16 protein-coding genes and 3 tRNA genes are annotated in these 16,542 nt (G+C 67.5%); 17 read left to right on the top strand and 2 right to left on the bottom strand.

Features of this window, described 5'->3' with window-relative positions:
- Positions 1-117: 117 nt before the first annotated feature.
- The 6 genes from EL272_RS14060 (at position 118) to EL272_RS14035 (ending at position 4,217) form a co-directional block, all read left to right on the top strand.
- A tRNA-Ser gene (locus EL272_RS14060) sits at positions 118-210 on the top strand.
- Positions 211-301: 91 nt separating this feature from the next.
- A tRNA-Arg gene (locus EL272_RS14055) sits at positions 302-377 on the top strand.
- 76 nt (positions 378-453) lie between these two features.
- The gene (locus tag EL272_RS14050; RefSeq protein WP_061787560.1) at positions 454-1,791 is read left to right on the top strand and encodes a hypothetical protein; all 1,338 of its coding nucleotides are present in this window, start codon (positions 454-456) and stop codon (positions 1,789-1,791) included.
- Positions 1,792-2,138: 347 nt separating this feature from the next.
- Positions 2,139-2,870 carry a glycerophosphodiester phosphodiesterase gene (locus tag EL272_RS14045; protein WP_061787561.1) on the top strand — a complete coding sequence of 244 codons (732 nt, stop codon included), beginning with the start codon at positions 2,139-2,141 and terminating at the stop codon, positions 2,868-2,870.
- An 18-nt stretch (positions 2,871-2,888) separates the two neighbouring features.
- Positions 2,889-3,785, top strand: coding sequence for a 1,4-dihydroxy-2-naphthoyl-CoA synthase (locus tag EL272_RS14040; RefSeq protein WP_041696808.1), 897 nt, complete (start codon positions 2,889-2,891; stop codon positions 3,783-3,785).
- Positions 3,786-3,875: 90 nt separating this feature from the next.
- Positions 3,876-4,217: a hypothetical protein gene (locus EL272_RS14035; RefSeq protein WP_041696806.1), complete on the top strand. Its 342-nt coding sequence runs from the start codon at positions 3,876-3,878 to the stop codon at positions 4,215-4,217.
- 33 nt (positions 4,218-4,250) lie between these two features.
- Here the strand turns inward: EL272_RS14035 and upp are convergent, their stop codons facing one another.
- Positions 4,251-4,892 carry a uracil phosphoribosyltransferase gene (gene upp / locus EL272_RS14030; RefSeq protein WP_014847858.1) on the bottom strand — a complete coding sequence of 214 codons (642 nt, stop codon included), beginning with the start codon at positions 4,890-4,892 and terminating at the stop codon, positions 4,251-4,253.
- A 114-nt stretch (positions 4,893-5,006) separates the two neighbouring features.
- On the opposite strand from upp, the gene EL272_RS14025 reads away from it, so the two are divergent.
- The 8 genes from EL272_RS14025 to EL272_RS13990 all read left to right on the top strand — a co-directional run bounded on the left by EL272_RS14025 (position 5,007) and on the right by EL272_RS13990 (position 13,057).
- Positions 5,007-5,594, top strand: coding sequence for a tRNA adenosine deaminase-associated protein (locus EL272_RS14025; protein ID WP_061787562.1), 588 nt, complete (start codon positions 5,007-5,009; stop codon positions 5,592-5,594).
- Between the two features lie 37 nt (positions 5,595-5,631).
- A complete protein-coding gene (tadA, locus tag EL272_RS14020) occupies positions 5,632-6,063 on the top strand; it encodes a tRNA adenosine(34) deaminase TadA (RefSeq protein WP_061787563.1) in 432 nt (143 codons plus the stop codon).
- A 220-nt stretch (positions 6,064-6,283) separates the two neighbouring features.
- Positions 6,284-7,504 (top strand): glycoside hydrolase family 32 protein, encoded by a 1,221-nt coding sequence (locus tag EL272_RS14015; protein ID WP_061787564.1) that lies wholly within the window; start codon positions 6,284-6,286, stop codon positions 7,502-7,504.
- Between the two features lie 401 nt (positions 7,505-7,905).
- The gene (locus EL272_RS14010; RefSeq protein ID WP_061787565.1) at positions 7,906-8,595 is read left to right on the top strand and encodes a cation diffusion facilitator family transporter; all 690 of its coding nucleotides are present in this window, start codon (positions 7,906-7,908) and stop codon (positions 8,593-8,595) included.
- 164 nt (positions 8,596-8,759) lie between these two features.
- Positions 8,760-10,145, top strand: coding sequence for an extracellular solute-binding protein (locus EL272_RS14005; RefSeq protein ID WP_014847852.1), 1,386 nt, complete (start codon positions 8,760-8,762; stop codon positions 10,143-10,145).
- Between the two features lies 1 nt (position 10,146).
- The gene (locus EL272_RS14000) at positions 10,147-11,016 is read left to right on the top strand and encodes a carbohydrate ABC transporter permease (protein ID WP_014847851.1); all 870 of its coding nucleotides are present in this window, start codon (positions 10,147-10,149) and stop codon (positions 11,014-11,016) included.
- 9 nt (positions 11,017-11,025) lie between these two features.
- On the top strand, positions 11,026-11,835 hold the full coding sequence (locus EL272_RS13995) for a carbohydrate ABC transporter permease (protein WP_014847850.1): 810 nt from the start codon (positions 11,026-11,028) through the stop codon (positions 11,833-11,835).
- Positions 11,836-11,845: 10 nt separating this feature from the next.
- Entirely contained in the window at positions 11,846-13,057 is a 1,212-nt protein-coding gene (locus EL272_RS13990) for a glycoside hydrolase family 32 protein (RefSeq protein ID WP_061787566.1), read from the top strand.
- Positions 13,058-13,062: 5 nt separating this feature from the next.
- Here the strand turns inward: EL272_RS13990 and EL272_RS13985 are convergent, their stop codons facing one another.
- Complete coding sequence (locus EL272_RS13985; protein WP_061787567.1) at positions 13,063-14,115, bottom strand: LacI family DNA-binding transcriptional regulator; 1,053 nt, start codon at positions 14,113-14,115, stop codon at positions 13,063-13,065.
- Between the two features lie 53 nt (positions 14,116-14,168).
- Between EL272_RS13985 and EL272_RS13980 the strand changes: the two genes are divergently transcribed.
- From EL272_RS13980 to EL272_RS13970, 3 genes are all read left to right on the top strand, one after another.
- A complete protein-coding gene (locus EL272_RS13980) occupies positions 14,169-15,095 on the top strand; it encodes an ADP-ribosylglycohydrolase family protein (RefSeq protein WP_061787568.1) in 927 nt (308 codons plus the stop codon).
- A gap of 49 nt (positions 15,096-15,144) precedes the next feature.
- Positions 15,145-15,232, top strand: a tRNA-Ser gene (locus EL272_RS13975).
- 222 nt (positions 15,233-15,454) lie between these two features.
- Positions 15,455-16,537 (top strand): XRE family transcriptional regulator, encoded by a 1,083-nt coding sequence (locus tag EL272_RS13970; protein WP_061787569.1) that lies wholly within the window; start codon positions 15,455-15,457, stop codon positions 16,535-16,537.
- The last annotated feature ends 5 nt before the right edge of the window (positions 16,538-16,542 follow it).

Below are 16,542 nucleotides of genomic sequence, written 5' to 3'. Positions count from 1 at the left end.
CGCGGGTTCAGTGTACTTGTCGGTCGGACGAACGGACGACAGTCGCGACGGCCGCCTGCTCCGCCACGAGGAGTCGGTTGCCGGTGCTGTTGCGCCTCGGCTAGTCTGTAGCGCGCTGGAGGTGTCGCCTAGTCTGGTCTATGGCGCCCGCCTGCTAAGCGGGTTTGGGGCTCAACCCCATCGCGGGTTCAAATCCCGCCACCTCCGCCAGTGTACGAGCGGCCCCGGGTTCCTCCCGGGGCCGCTCGCGTTCCGTGGTTTTGCCAAGCCGGAGGCGGGCCCGTATAGTTACTCCTCGCCCGCGCTCGTAGCTTAATGGATAGAGCATCTGACTACGGATCAGAAGGTTGGGGGTTCGAGTCCCTCCGAGCGCGCCACGACATCGGGCCTCGCAGCCGGAACTTCCCGGCGCGAGGCCTTTTTGCCGCCCCGGAAGTGTGTTGTCATGGAGGCATGAGCGAACCCAACGATCCGAACCCCACCCCCGAGAAGCTACTGGCCGGAGTGATCGCGGAACACTTCATCGACGCACAGGTGGCGGAGGACGACGGTGTCCAGGTCGTGCAGTTGGGCGAGGGTCTGCCCGTGATCGAGTGCCACATCAATTCGATGCAGGAGGAGCCACCCCACGGCGTCTTCCTCACCCTCGACATCCGGGGCGGCGCCCTGGGGACCCCTGGGGCCCTCGTCACAGCCAGCGGCTACGGCGACGACATGTACCGGGCGCTGGTCACAGCCGGGTGCAACTGGGCCTGCGCGTTCGGGCCGGTGCTGCTCACCGCGCTCGGACGGGCGGACCTCATCGACACCGAGAACCCCGACGTGGAACAGTTCGAGACCACGCTCCAGGGCCGGAGGTATCTCGTCACCATGGGCGGCATCGACCGCAGCATCAACGTGCCACTCGAGGTGGCGAAGGCCTACCGTGAGCGGCTGGGCGGTTCCCGGGCGCTCACGACGAAGGTGCTGGCCAGCGGCGTCATTCCCGCAACCCGCGGCGACGACATCATCCCGCTCGGCTGTTTCCTCGGTGTCGGACCGGACCGGATCGCGGAGGTCAAGCTCGGTGCCGACGACTGGGAACCCGGCCGCGCGGTCCTGGCCGAGGGCCCGACGGAGGCCGAGGGCATCCGGATGCTGCGCGAATGGGCGCTCCTGAAACCACTCGAACCCGCCCCCCGGCTCACCCGCCACGACCTGCAACTCACCCTCGACCTGCTGCGGAACGCATCCGGGGATTCCCGGAACGAGGCCGGCTGGCTCGGCGGCCGAAACCACGGGATGCGACTCGGCGCTCCCGGGTTCACCGAGGCCATTTCGTTGCCCGCGGACGCCCGCTGGTTCGTCGACGAGATCGCCGCGTCCGGGGCCGGACCGGGCTACGGCCTCGACCTGCGCCCGATCACCGAAGGCTGGCTGCACCTGGCGCAGGCCGGTTGCGGAGCCCAGTGGGCGCTCGACCTGATCGACGGTTCGGTGGCACTCGATTCCCGGTTCTGCGACGGGGAGTTCCGGCGGGTGGCTACGGGATTCGTCGCCTGGTACGAAGCCTGGCTGGACAACGCGATCCGCGGCGGCGGGCCCTACGCGAAGTGGGACCACTCGCTGGACGCGGCCTTCAAGGTGCTGGCCCAGGCCGCGGAGGCGAACGGCGTTGACAAGCTGCCCGAACTCGGCCTGGAGGTGGTGCTCCACTCCCCGGAGGACAAGCTCGTGGGTCCCTGCCATGGCTGCGAATCCGTCTACGCCCACTACGGGGTGCCGAACACCGCCTTCGTCATGAAGGAGTGAAGCCCGAACAAGCTGGCTGAGCCGGGTCGCGAGGAACGAGCGACCCGTGTCGAAACCATCCGGCGGATGGGAGGCAGACCTGACCATGGGTTCCCGGGTAAAGTCGTCTTGGTTTCGACTCGACCTGTTCGCTGGCGCTCGCGGGTCGGCTCAACCAACTTCAAGGAAAGAGGACTCGCGACCCGGCTCAACCAATTTCAAAGGAAGAGGACTCGCGGGTCGGATCAACCAACTTCAAAGGAAGAGGAGCCGCGGGTCGGATCAACCAGCCTTGAGGGGAAGACTCAACCCGCTTTCCTTCCGAAAACCCTTGCCAGAGGGAATATCATGAGTTGGGGAGGATAATCATGACAGCGATCTGGGCTCATCGTGGAGCATCGGCATACGCCCCCGAGAACACCATTCCCGCCATCCAGCAGGCGATCGAGATGGGTGCGGACGGCGTTGAGCTCGACGTGCAACGCACCATCGACGGGCAGCTCGTCGTCATCCACGACGAAACCATCAACCGCACCTCGAACGGGTTCGGCAGGGTGGCCGACCTGACTCTGGAGCAGCTGCGGCTGTGCAACTACAGCAACGGTTTCGTCGGGCACCGGAAGGTGCAGATCCCTACCCTCCGGGAGGTCCTCGAACTGCTCGAACCCACCCGGCTGCGCATCAACCTCGAACTGAAGAACAGCATCGAGCTGTACCCCGGGATGGAAAACGACGCCCTGGCTATCGTGCAGGATGCGGGGATGCTCCACCGGGTGCTGTTCTCGTCGTTCAACCACTTCTCCCTGGCGAACCTGCGCGGGGCGGTGCCCCCGGAATGCCTCGGCCTGCTGTACTCCGACGGCCTCTACGACCCGTGGTGCTACGCCAACGTCTTCGGGGCCAGGTTCCTCCACCCGCACTTCTACGCTCTCCAGCAACCCAACTACATGTGGCTGTGCCACGAGGCCGGGGTGGGAGTGAACGTGTGGACCGTGGACAGGAACGAGGACATCCGCTCCCTCGCGGCACTGGGGGTCGACGCGGTCATCACGAACTTCCCCGACCGCGCCCGCCGGGCCCTGGAACGCCCCTACCTCTGAGGGGCCTAGGGTGTGGGCATGACCAACCCGTTCCGGCCGGAGCGATGGGACGAGATCCCCGGCTTCGAGTTCACCGACATCACCTACCACCGCGCCCGCGACGTCGCGGCCGTCAGGATCGCCTTCAACCGGCCCGAGGTGCGCAACGCCTTCCGGCCCCACACCGTCGACGAGCTGATCGCGGCCCTGGAACACGCCCGCACCAGCGCCGACATCGGCTGCGTGCTTCTGACCGGCAACGGGCCGAGCCCGAAGGACGGCGGCTGGGCGTTCTGCTCCGGTGGCGACCAGCGCATCCGGGGCCGCGCCGGATACCAGTACGCCGACGGTGAGACCGCGAACACCGTCGACAAGGCGAAACTCGCCCGGCTGCACATCCTGGAGGCGCAGCGGCTCATCCGGTTCATGCCCAAGGTCGTGATCGCGCTCGTCAACGGCTGGGCCGCGGGTGGTGGGCATTCCCTGCACGTCGTCTCCGACCTGACCATCGCCTCCCGCGAGCACGCCCGTTTCAAGCAGACCGACGCCGACGTCGGTTCCTTCGACGGCGGCTTCGGATCGGCCTACCTGGCCCGCCAGGTGGGGCAGAAGTTCGCGCGCCAGATCTTCTTCCTCGGCGACGTCCACGACGCCCAGGAGGCCCACGAGATGGGCATGGTCAACAAGGTGGTGCCGCACGAGGAACTGGAGGAGACCGGGCTCGAGTGGGCGGCGAGGATCTGCGGGAAGTCCCCGACCGCGCAGCGGATGCTCAAATACTCCTTCAACCTGGTCGACGACGGTCTCGTCGGCCAGCAGGTGCTGCTCGGCGAGGCCACCCGCCTGGCCTACATGACCGATGAGGCGGTGGAGGGCCGTGACTCCTTCCTGGAGCGCCGCACCCCCGACTGGTCGGGGTTTCCGTACTACTACTGATCACCGAGACCGGTTCCCCGGGTGGCCCGGGGAACCATTACCCTGCTTCGTATCGGCGCTGAGCCGCGCCGAGGAAGGGAAACGAACGACATGAACTCTCGGGTGCTCAAGGGGTCGGTGGCAGTCCTGGCCTCTGTCGCCATTGCTTTTGGCGCGGTCGGGTGCGGCGGGAAACCGAGCAAGGACGCCGTCAAGGCGGGAATCATCAAGATGATCAAGGAGAAGGGCGGTTCCACGTACGCGGAGGGTGTGCTCAACGACTACGTCAGTTGTGTGGTGGACGGGAGCTACGACAAGGTGAGCTCCGACACCCTCCAGAAACTCGCCGACGGGAAGATCGACGTCAACGCCAAGACCAGCGACGAGGATGGCAAGGCCGTCGCGGAGGCCGCAACGAAGTGCGCGACCAAGCTGGCCGGTAAGGACAGCTGAGCCGGGCCGGCGGGCTGGCCGCGGGGCCAGGAACTAGTCGGCCAGCCCGTACAGCCGGTCTCCGGCGTCGCCCAGACCCGGGACGATGAAGCCCCGGTCGTTGAGGCGTTCGTCGACGGCGGAGACCACCAGGGTGCAGGGGACGTCGAGGTCCGCCAGCAGGTCCTGGATCCTCTCGATCCCCTCGGGGGCCGCCAGCAAACAGATGCAGGTGATGTCGTCGGCGCCGCGGCCGACGAGGAACTTCACGGCCTCACCCAGCGACCCACCGGTGGCGAGCATCGGGTCGAGCACGTAGCACTGGCGGCCGGAAAGGTCCTGCGGCAGGCGCTCGGCGTAGGTGGTGGGTTCCAGGGTTTTCTCGTCGCGGATCATGCCCAGGAAACCGACCTCGGCGGTCGGCACCAGCCGCAGCATGCCGTCGAGCATCCCCAGGCCCGCACGCAGGATCGGAACCACCAGCGGGGCTGGGGAATCCAGTTTCGTGCCGACGGTGGGGGCGACGGGGGTTTCGATGGCGGTTTCGTGGACGCGCACCCCGCGGGTGGCCTCGTAGGCCAGCAGGGTCACCAGCTCTTCGACGAGGCGGCGGAAGATGGGTTGCTCGGTGTTGCGGTCGCGCAGGACCGTCAGTTTGTGATCGACGAGGGGATGAGAGATGACGCGAAGTTCCACGACCCCACTCTGACACACCCGACGGGTTCGGGGAGCGGATTTCGGCCCGGGTCCTCAAGGAACCCGGGGATCTGGAAGGATGGGGTTTCTGTAAGACCCGGGAGGAGATCAGCCGTGGACGCCTTTGACGAAGACGCCGAGCCCTTTGACCTGAAGGATGATCGCGACCTGGAAGCCGCCGACGACTCGGAGGAGGAGTTCTTCGACGACGACCTCGAGGACGCGGGGGAGGACGACATCGACCTCGTCGTCGCCGTGTACCGGGAGGACGGCAAGGCGACGGCGGTGCCCATGGACTTCGACCTGGCCAACGACCTCGACGAGCTGATCCGCCAGCTCGGCCGCCTGCCCGGCGACTCCGGGGCGGACGGGTACGTCTCGGTGGCGGGCGAGTTCTTCGTGATCTGCCGGGTCAGGGGACGGGTGGTGGAGGTGCTGCTCAGCGACGCCACCGCCGCCAACGATTGGCCCATCGCCCGCGACGTCGTGGACTACCTGGGTGAGGAAATCCCCGACGAGGAGGACGAACCGACCCCGATCGGGGACCTGGAGATGTTCGCCGCCGCAGGGTTGCGGGGTTTCGAACTGGAGGCCATTGCCACCGACTACGAGGAGGACTCCGACGAGCTGCTGATGCAGGTGGCGCGGCGCCTGAAGATCGACGAGGTGTTCGAACGGGCCGTCGAGGCCTTTGACGACTGAGAGACCCCCGAGCGTGGCGCGACGCTACGAACCCGCGATGCGGCAGGCCCTTGCCGCGGCCCGGGAGGCGGGGCTGCGCGGCGACGTGCCGGTGGGGGCCGTCGTCCTCGGGCCGGACGGGTCACCGATCGGGGTGGGCGGCAACGAACGCGAACTCACGGGCGACCCGACGGCACACGCCGAGGTGGTCGCGATCCGGCGCGCCGCCGAGGTCCTCGGCCGGTGGCGGCTGACGGGCTGCACCCTGGTGGTGACCCTGGAACCGTGCACCATGTGCGCGGGCGCGATCGTCGCGGCCCGGATCGATCACCTCGTGTTCGGGGCCTTCGACGACAAAGCGGGGGCGGTGGCGTCGCTGTTCGACGTGCTGCGCGACCCGCGTCTCAACCACCGTCCGAGGGTGACCTCAGGGGTGCTGGAGGCCGACTGCGCGGCCCTGCTGGGGGAGTTCTTCGAGGGACGGCGGTAGGGGCCCGACGGGAAACGCCCGCCTTCCCGTCGTCCGCTGGCCTTTCCGACGGAAACGCTTGCCTTACGGACGAACGCCTGCGCTACAGCGCAAGCGAATGACCGCAAGGCAGGCGGATCGCGGGAGCGTGGGCGGGATCTCAGGGCTGGGCTGGGTCTTCCGCCCTCCGATAGCGTGGATGTGAAGCCCGTAGCGAGACACCACCGGGAGAGGCCAGGAGATGACCGCACCGACCACCAGCTACCACCTGCGGCCGCACAGAGGCTGGCTCAACGACCCGAACGGCATGACCTTCCGCGACGGGGTCTGGCACGTGTTCTTCCAGCACAACCCGGCCGCCCCGGAACACCGGCGGATCGCGTGGGGACACGCCGTCAGCGACGACCTGGCGAACTGGCGGTTGCTGCCCGTCGCCTTCGGACCCACCCCCGGCGGCCCTGACGCCTTCGGCTGCTGGTCGGGGGTGTTCCTGCCCGGCCATGAAAGACCCGGGGTGGTCTACTCCGGAGTCACGAACGAATCGGGGGCCTCGACGGTGTGCCTGCGCTGGGGCAGTCCCGACCTGGTGACCTGGGACGCGCCCGTCGTCGTCGCGCCCACCCCTGACCTGGACGACATCGCCGTGATGCGCGACCCGTTCGTCTTTGAACTCGACGGCAGGCCCCTGGCGATCCTCGGGGCGGGCCGCCACGACGGCACCCCCGTCGTGCTGCTGTTCGACCGGCAGAACGAACTGGCGTGGCGCTACCTGGGGTTGTTCGTCGCCGACGACCCGGTGCTGGCGGCCGCCGCCACCGCCGACATGTGGGAGTGTCCGCAGCTGTTCCGGCTGGGGGAGAGCTGGGTGCTGCTGGTCTCCGTCCTCGACGGGGACCAGCTCGTCGGGGAACTGGCAGTGGTGGGAAGGCTTGAGGCCGACGGGGCGCGGCCGCGGTTCGTCGCCGAACACGCGAACCTCCTCGACGTCGGCCCCGACCTCTACGCCGTGCAGGCCACCGTCGCCGACGGGGAGCCGCTGCTGATCGGCTGGGTGCGGCAGCAGGCCCAGGACCCGGCCGTCCGCGACCACGCCGGCTGCCTCAGCCTGCCGCGTCGCGTGAAACTGGTGGGCGAGCGGGTGGTGAGTTTCGTCGACCCGGGGGCGGCCGAGGCACTGGTCGGCTGCTGGCGTCCCCTCGACACGGGTGGGACGTCACTGGCGGAGCGGCGCTGGGCGCTGCGGGTAGCGGGCGACGGGGTGCGGCTGACGCATCCCAGCCACGGGGTCGTCGAGGTGCCGGACGGGTCGCAGGTGTGGGTGGACGGCGCGGTCCTGGAGTACTACCCGAAAGACGGCATCCCGGGCACGTGGCGCTCCGACGAACCCTGGACCCTGATCACACCGGAAGGAGCCCGGGTGCAAGTCGCCGAGGTGGTCCCGACCATCCCCAAAACCGGTTGATCAGGTGCGTGAGCGTCCTTTTCTGAAGCTGGTTGAGCCGGGCCGTGAGGGACGAGCGGCCCGTGTCGAAACCCCCGGCACCCGGTGGCCAGAACCCGACTACCGGTCCCCGATCACCCTCGCCTTGGTTTCGACACGCCCCACTCGCTGACGCTCGCAGGTCGGCTCAACCGGCTTCGCTCTTCCAAGCTGGTTGAGCCGGGCCGTGAGGGACGAGCGGCCCGTGTCGAAACCATCCCGCTCCCGAACGGCAGACCCGGCCACAGGGCAGCGCCCCCGGGCCGGTGGTTGCTGTAGGGTCGGCGTATGCTGACCATTGCTTCGCGGGCGGAGCTCCCCCTGATCGTCGATGACGTTGCCTGCGCGGAATCACCCTGCTGCCACGTCGCGGGGGTTTCCCGGTGACGGCGGAAGCCCTGGAGCCCGGTAGGAAAGCGATCCTGCAGCGACGGATCAGGATCGTCGTCGCACTCACGATCACCTGGAACGTCATCGAGGCCTTCGTCGCCCTCGCGGCGGGGGGTGAGGCGTCGTCCGCCGCCCTGATCGGATTCGGCCTGGATTCGGTCGTGGAGGTGCTCTCCGCGGTGGCGGTTGCCTGGCAGTTCGCCTCGTCCGATCCCGAACGCCGGGAGAAAACGGCACTGCGGGTGATCGCGATCTCCTTCTTCGCCCTGGCGGTCTACGTCACCACGGAGGCCGTCCTCTCGCTGACCGGTGTGCGCGAACCGGAGCATTCGACCGTCGGAATTGTGCTCGCCGCACTGAGCCTGGTGGTGATGCCGTTCCTGAGCTGGTTCGAACGACGCTGCGGACGTGAGCTCGGCTCGGCCTCCGCGGTCGCCGACTCGAAGCAGACCCTCGTGTGTTCCTACCTCTCCGCGGCGCTGCTGGTCGGTCTCGTGCTGAACAGCCTGCTCGACTGGACCTGGGCCGATCCCGTGGCGGCCCTGGTCATCGCCGGATTCGCTGTCCGCGAGGGCGTCGAGGCCTGGCGCGGAGACGCCTGCTGCGCCACACCCGCGGCCGCCCTGCGCGGGGGAGGCGACACCCCCTGCGAGGACGACTGCCACACCTCCGAGAACCACTGAGGCGGGCAGGACGGTGGAGCGGTGTTTCGTCCGGACCAGCGCGCCAGGGCAGGGCCACCACACCCAGGCGAAAATTTTGGATGAGCCGACTCGACCCCTTGACCAACCGGCGTCACAGGGCGCACACTAATAGCACCTAAATCGAATTAGGCCGGAGGTCACCGATGACTCAGATCACCCGGCGCGGGGTGCTGGCGGGAGCCGTGGGAGTGGGATCACTCGCGCTCCTAGGCAGCCAGTGGCCGCGCCTGAACGGAACGGACATCCCCGGGCGGCACGACGACTCCCTGTCCATCGCCATCCTGGGAACCAACCAGGACGCCGAGGCCCGGCAATCGCTGGTCAAGGCGTTCAACACCCACCACCCCGACATCCCCGTCCGGCTCCAGGCCATCCAGGGCGCGGACTGGGCCGATTTCTTCGCCAAGATCCTCACCATGGTCGCGGCCGGCACCCCGCCGGACGTGTGCGTCGTCGCCACCGAGGGCGCACAGCTGTTCGCTGAACGTCTCGCCGAACCCCTCGACGAGTACCTCGCCCGCGACGTAGGCCAGGTGCAGGACTACTTCAACGACGTGCACCCCAGCCTCATCGAGGCATTCATGTACAAGGGCTCCCTCTACCAGATGCCCATCGACTTCAACGCTGCGAACATCTACTTCAACGCCGAGGCGATGAACCGCGCAGGGATCGAGTATCCCCGCGATGACTGGAGCCATGACGACTTCTTGGGCGTCGCCCGCCAGATGAAGCAGGCCAACGCCTCCGACTTTGTGCCGTTCTACTGGACCAACCGGCTGTGGGGCGGCATCGTTCCCTGGCTCTACATCAACGACACGAGCTTCCTCACCGAACAGAAATCGCCCGGCGGCGAGTGGCTATGGGACCGCTTCTACCCCGGCCACGTGGGCACGTTCTCCGGCGGTTTCCTGTGGGAACGCTCGAACGCCACTGACCCGAAGGTCGCGGAATCGTTCGAGTTCGTCCGGGCGCTTGTCCAAGAGGGTCTCGGCACCAGCCCGGCTCAGGGCGGCGGCAACGAACTCGTCGGCCAGTTCTCCGGTGGTTCCATCGGCATGACCCCCGCTGGCGGGTTCTGGGTACAGGGGCTTGCCGAGGCCGGCCTGAAACCCGACGACTACGACGTCGGCTATTTCCCGAAGTGGCGCAGCCAACGCCACCAGTTCGGCGCGGCCGGATACGCCATCCTCAAGACCTCGAAACGCAAGGACGAGGCCTGGGAATGGGTGAAGTTCTGCACCTCCCTGGAGGGGATGCAGCTGGCCTTTCCCGCACCCACCACCACCCCGACGCGCCGCTCGATGTGCAACGAAGCCTTCTATTCCGAGAAGGGCCCGAAGCACTGGAAGGTGTTCTACGACACCCTGGAGAGATTCCCATGTGCCCCGATCCCGGCCCCACCGCAGCAGGCCGCCGTCGAGACCGCCCTCATCAAGAACGTCCTCGGGGCCGTCACCGGCTCCGCCGCCGCGCTCCCCGCCGCACTCGCGCGCCTCGACGAGGACCTGACCCGCGCCCTGGAGGTGTGACATGCAGCGCACAGTGCTGACTTGGTTGTTCCTGGCTCCCACCCTCATCGGACTGGGGCTGTTCACCTTCCTGCCGATCCTGGCCTCCATCGCCCTGGCCTTCTTCCGGTGGGACATCATCACCGACCCGCAGTTCGTGGGTCTGGATAACTTCGCCCAGATCGCCGCCGACCCGACGATCCGCGTCTCCTTCCTCAACACCATCGCTTTCGTGATCATCGCTGTCACCCTGCAGCTGGCGCTCGCGCTGGGGCTCGCGGTGCTGGTCAACACGAAGATGCCCGCGCTGCTGAGGTCGTTCTTCCGTTCCGTGCTTTTCTTCCCGCTCATCCTGTCGGCCGCATCGGTGTCGATCATCATGAGCTACCTGTTCAACGAGAACTTCGGGCTGGTCAACCACTTCCTGAACATGCTCGGAATCGGCAACGTTGCGTGGCTGACCTCACCACAGGGCGCGATGGTCGTGGTGGTTCTGGTCTACGTGTGGCAAAACTTCGGGTTCTCGTTCCTGCTGTTCCTGGGCGGACTGGCGTCGATCCCCAAGGAGGTCTACGAGGCCGCGCAGGTCGATGGGGCGACGAGCTGGAGACAGTTCTGGCGGATCACGTTCCCGCTGGTCAGCCCCACCACCCTGGTGGCCTCCGTCATGGCGATCATCTCCGCGCTGCAGATCTTCGACCAGCCCTACGTCCTGACCCGAGGTGGGCCCGGCGACTCCACTCGCACCGCCGTCATGGTGATCTACGAGTCCGCGTTCAAGCAGCTCGAGTTCGGGAAGGCATCGGCTATCGGCATCGTCCTGACCATTCTCATCATGCTGGTCACTGCCCTGCAGTTCCGGCTGTCCCGTCGTTTTGTGTTCTACGGCTGAGGAGCAGAGATGAAGAAAATCGCAACTTATGTCGTGCTGGCCTTGGTCAGCCTCCTCACCCTCGCCCCGGTGATCTGGACTGTGCTGTCGTCGATGCGACCCCCCTCCGAGTCCCTGTCAACCGATGGCTCCCTCATCCCCTCCAGCCTCGACTTCTCCTCCTACCCCGCGGTGTTCGAGAAGGTCGACATGTGGCTGCTCATCCTCAACTCGGTGCTGGTGACCGGCATCATCGCCGTCGGGCAGATGCTGTCTTCCGCGATGGCCGGGTACGTGTTTGCCCGCTTTGAGTTCCGGTCCAAGAACTTGCTGTTCGCTCTGATCCTGGCGACGATGATGGTCCCGATGCAGGTCACCATCGTGCCGGTGTTCATGCTGATCCGAGGCATGAACCTGGCCGACACCCTCCTGGCGTTGATCCTGCCCGCCATCCCGACGGCGTTCGGCACCTTCCTGATGCGCCAGTACTTCATGGGGCTGCCCGCGGAGCTGGGGGAAGCCTCCGAGATCGACGGGGCCACCCCGTGGCGGACCTTCGCGTCGATCTACGCGCCACTGGCGACACCGGGCATGGCTATCGTCGGTATTCTGGCGTTCAACTTCCACTGGAACGAGTTCTTCCGGCCTCTGATCCTCACCATCAGCGAGCAGAACTTCACCCTGCCGCTGGGCTTGGTCTCGTTGCAGGGCAACATGGGCACCGGATCGGTGGCCACCGTCCTGGCGGGCGTGGTGATCTCCATGATCCCCGCTTTCTGTGTGTTCGTCTTCGGGCAGCGGACGCTGCGCGAGGGCCTGACCGCGGGCTCGCACCGCTGAAAGGAGCGTCATGACCGCGCTCACCACTTCCTACCACCTGCGTCCCGCTCGTGGCTGGTTGAACGACCCGAACGGCATGACCCGCACCGATGGCCGCTGGCACGTGTTCTTCCAGCACAACCCGACCGCCCCGGTGCACGGGCAGATCGCCTGGGGGCACGCCAGCAGCGACGACCTCGCGCACTGGGAGGAACACCCCGTCGCCTTCTCGCCGACCCCCGGTGGACCGGACGCGTTCGGCTGTTGGTCGGGGGTGTACGTCCCTGGGCACGACCGCCCCGCCGTCGTCTACTCCGGGATCGCCGATGAGTCCAGCCAATCGACGGTATGCCTCAGATGGGGCAGCCCCGACCTGCTGGACTGGGGCGCGCCGATCGTCGTCGGCACCACCCCCGAGGCCAATGACATCGGAATCATGCGTGACCCGTTCGTGTTCGAGCACGAGGGCCGGAAACTCGCGGTGGTGGGGGCGGGGCTGCGTGACGGTTCGCCCGCGGTGCTCCTGTACGACCGCAGCGACGAACTGGCGTGGCGCTACGCCGGGCTGCTCGTCGACGATGATCCGGTTCTCCGGGGCGCGGGCACCGCGGACATCTGGGAGTGTCCGCAACTGTTCCCGCTGGACGGGCGGTGGGTGCTGGTGGTTTCCATCCACGACAACGACATGCTGGGGGAGGTCGTCGCGGCGGTCGGGGACCTCGTCCCCGACGGCGAGGGCCTGCGGTTTGTCGCAGAATCAGCCCATGTCCTCGACGACGGCACCGACTGCTACGCCCCCCAGGTGAGCCTCGCCGACGGCGAACCGCTGCTCGTCGGCTGGGTCCGGCAGGAAGCGCAGGATCCGGCGGTACGCGACCACGCGGGCTGCCTCACTCTGCCCAGGCGGCTGCAACTGGTCGGGGGGCTAGTGGCGAGCCGGGTCGATCCGGGGGCGGCCGCCGCCCTCGCCGGGGACGTGTTCCCCCTCGGGGCAGGCACAACGGTGCTTGCGGATCGCCGCTGGGTGGTGGAGGTCGTGGGGGCCGGGGCGCGGCTGACGCATCCCACCCTGGGGGAGGTCCAGCTCGTGCCCGGCTCCCAGCTCTGGGTGGACGGGGCCGTCACGGAGCTGTACCGCCCCTCAGGGGTTCCGGGGACCTGGCGTCACGACGAGCCGTGGAGCCTCGTCGTGACGAGCGAGGGGGCGGTGGAGGCCCGGGAGGTGATTCCTAGGGTGCCGTGACGCGCCTACCCTGCGCCCATGGGAGGCGGGGCCGTCGATCCCCTGACCACCAGCGGGCACGGCAACACCAGGTGCTCGGGGGTCTCCGACCCCCCGGACACGGCGTCGAGGGCCATTCGGACGGCGGCCTCTCCCATCGCCGCATGGGGGAGGGCGACGGTGGTCAGGGCCGGGACCGTGTGCCCGGCCAGGGCCTCCTGGTCGTCGAAACCGATGATGGACACGTCACCCGGTACGTCGAGGCCGAGTTTCGCGGCCGCGAGCAGCGCCCCCGCCGCTATCCGGTCGCAGACAGCGAACAGGGCGGTGGGCCGTTCGCCGGGTGGCGCGTCGAGCGCGGTGAGGGCGGCTGCGTGGCCGTCGTCAATCTGCCAGCCGGTACCGACGTGCCGCGCCTCGACGCTGCGGCGCTCGGCCGCCCTCCGGAACGCGTCCCAGCGGATCGGGCCGGAGATGTTACCGGAATTCGGATTTCCAGGGTCGTAGTGGCCGCCCAGCATGACGACGTGCTGGTGGCCGAGATCGGCCAGATGCTCCAGAGCAGCGGTCGCGCCCCCCGCGTCGTCGGGGCTGACGGAACTGGGGCCCGGGGTGGGGGCGACGCAGTTCGCCAGTACCAGTGGGATGCGTGACTCGGGCGCCTCGGCCAGCTCGGTGAACCCCATGGTGGCGTAGATGATGGCATCAACCTGGCGGTGCTCCAGGGCGGCGATGGCCTCACCGACGCGCCCGGTGCGGTGGCCGATATCCATCATGAGCAGCACTTGGTCGGAAGCCTCGGCGGTTTCCGTCGCGGCCGCGAGCAGGCGCCCCCCGAACGGGGATGACGCGACGGCGTCGGTGACCAAACCGATGGAACTGGTGGAGCGCTGCCGCAGGCTGCGGGCGATGTGGTTGGGGCGATACCCCAACTCCTCGGCGGCCTTGAGAACCCGGGCCCGGGTGGCGGCGGAGATGCTCCCGGCGTCACGGCCGTTGAGGACGAAAGACACAGCCGTCGTCGACACCCCCGCTGCGGCGGCGACATCGGCGGCCCGCACACGCGATCGACCTCTCATGTGCTCATGGCATCAGCCGCCTCGTGAGCTGTCAAACTCTGTATCGTGACACCATGAACGAGGACCGGATTTTGGGGTGTCTTCTCGGGCTGGCGGTGGGCGACGCCCTGGGTACCGCCGTCGAGTTCCAGGCCCGCGACTCCTTCCCGCCCGTGACCGGGATGACGGGCGGCGGGGTGTTCGATCTCGCGCCCGGGCAGTGGACCGACGACACATCGATGGCGCTGTGCATCGCAGCGAGCCTGACCGAGACCGGGGCCTACGATCCCCGCGACCAGCTGGCCCGGTTCGTCCGCTGGTACCGAGACGGGTACCTCAGCAGCACGGGCCGGTGCTTCGACATCGGCAACCAGACCCGCGCCGCCCTGGAGGAGTTCGAGGCAACCGGGGAGCCCTACCGCGAGGCGATCGGTGGGATGAGCTCGGGCAACGGGTCTTTGATGCGCCTGGCGCCGGTCGCGATGGCCTTCTGCGACGACCCCGATGCCGCGGGACGGTTCTCCGCCGACAGCTCCCGCACCACCCATCCCGCCGTCGAGTGCGTCGAGGCGTGCGGGGCCTACGGCAGATTGATCGCGGCCGCCATCGAAGGGGCGTCGCGCACGGAGCTGTACGTACTGGCCGCCGACCTGGCCGAGCAGGTGACCAACCCCGACCTGGCGACGATCCTGCGCGGCTCCTACCGGGTCAAGGAACGCGACGAGATCTCGTCGTCGGGATACGTCCTGCACAGCCTGGAAGCGGCGCTGTGGGCCCTCGCCAGGACCGACGACTTCCTCGAAGGGGCGCTGCTGGCCGTGAACCTGGGCGACGACGCCGACACCGTCGGGGCCATCTACGGGCAGCTGACGGGGGCGCTGTACGGCCGCAGCGGAATCCCGGAAAACTGGCGGAACCGTCTCCACGACGTCGGGATGATCGAGGACCTGGCCGCGGGGATCGCGGACCGGGTCGGAACCTTCGAGGTCGTGGTCGGCTGAGGGAAGAGCGGATTTGTCCGCAGGGCCGGGCTGGGATACGCTCATCGGCGGTGACGTGTCTGAGCGGCCGAAAGAGCTCGCCTCGAAAGCGAGTGTGGTGCAAGCCACCGTGGGTTCAAATCCCACCGTCACCGCCAGCTGACGCTTACTCGAACCCTCGGTGACAACACCGGGGGTTCCCGTCTTTGCCGGGGCACGCGTACGCACGGCATCCACCCGCACCCATCACAGGTCCGCTGGTTTCCCGTCGTCTGCCAGCCCCGAGCGCCCCACCTCGGGGTGTCCGGGGTATCGGTGTTCTTGAGGGGCATCGCACCTGGGTCTTGGGAAAATCCCAAGAGCGTCCTAGGATGGTGACCATGAACCCCAGCATTGGTCAGCGGGTGCTTGGGGCGCTCCCTGAAGGCACCCCTCGGAAGGAAATCGCGCGTCAGGTCGGAATGACCGAGGACGCCTTCTCGCGTGCGCTTCGTGGTCAGCGTGGTTTTTCCGCGCTCGAACTGGCACGCCTGGCCGAGGTGCTCGACCAGGACATCCACCTGCTCATCACCGGCGTGCCTGACCCGAACCGGCTTGTGGTGTCGGGACGCCATAACTTCGACAAGGAGACTTGGACTCGCAGCATCGACGGCGAGCAGGGGGACAAACCCATCCTGTCGGACGTGTTGCTCGCGTACCGCCAAGCGGAGGCTGTGCACCCGTTGGAGCCCAGCCGCGTCCCCGAAGACCTTGCCTCCGCACGGGAGGCCCTGGGAGAGGGCTTCGTACGTACGTTCATTGAGCGTCTCACATCCCTGGGAATCGACACAGTTCGGCTTCCTGGCCTTAGTACGGCTTACTCGCTTCAGATTGGGCCGCGTGACGTGATCGTCATCCCGGAGACGGGCAACTGGTTCAAGGAGAACTTCGACTTGGCCCACGAGTTGGCTCATCTGGTCCTCGGGCACGAGGGCGTCATGGCCATCGAGGGTCGTGAAGTCAGTCGTGAGGAGGTTGCCGCCAACCAGTTCGCCGCAGAGTTGCTGCTGCCGGAGCCGGAGTTGCGTGACATCGACTGGTCTGGTCTGTCTTCGCATGAATTGGCCGCATTGCTCTGGCAGTGGGGCGTCTCGACTTACACCGTGAAAGTGCGGCTGGAGAACCTCCGTCTTCCGGTTCCACCCGAGACGCGCTCTCTGCTGGACCTAACGACCCAACGTCTCCTACGTCGCTACTGGGAGCAGAGTGAGCCGGGTGACCCGATCACAGAGCGCATGACGCGTGCCAGTGCTCGCACCTTCCCTTCGTGGTTGAAGGACGCGCATCTGGAGGGCGTGGCTCTCGGGAAACTCCAGAAGGGGACGCTGGCATGGATGCTGGGAGTTGACCCTGAGACCTTGGAGGTCGACGAGCCATCTGTCCCCACCATGAGTGACTCCGACTTGATGTCCCTGCTCGGATAGCCTGC

The sequence above is a fragment of the Arachnia propionica genome (assembly GCF_900637725.1).
GTDB classification, from domain to species: domain Bacteria; phylum Actinomycetota; class Actinomycetes; order Propionibacteriales; family Propionibacteriaceae; genus Arachnia; species Arachnia propionica.
This window is presented reverse-complemented; position numbering and strand designations above follow the sequence as displayed.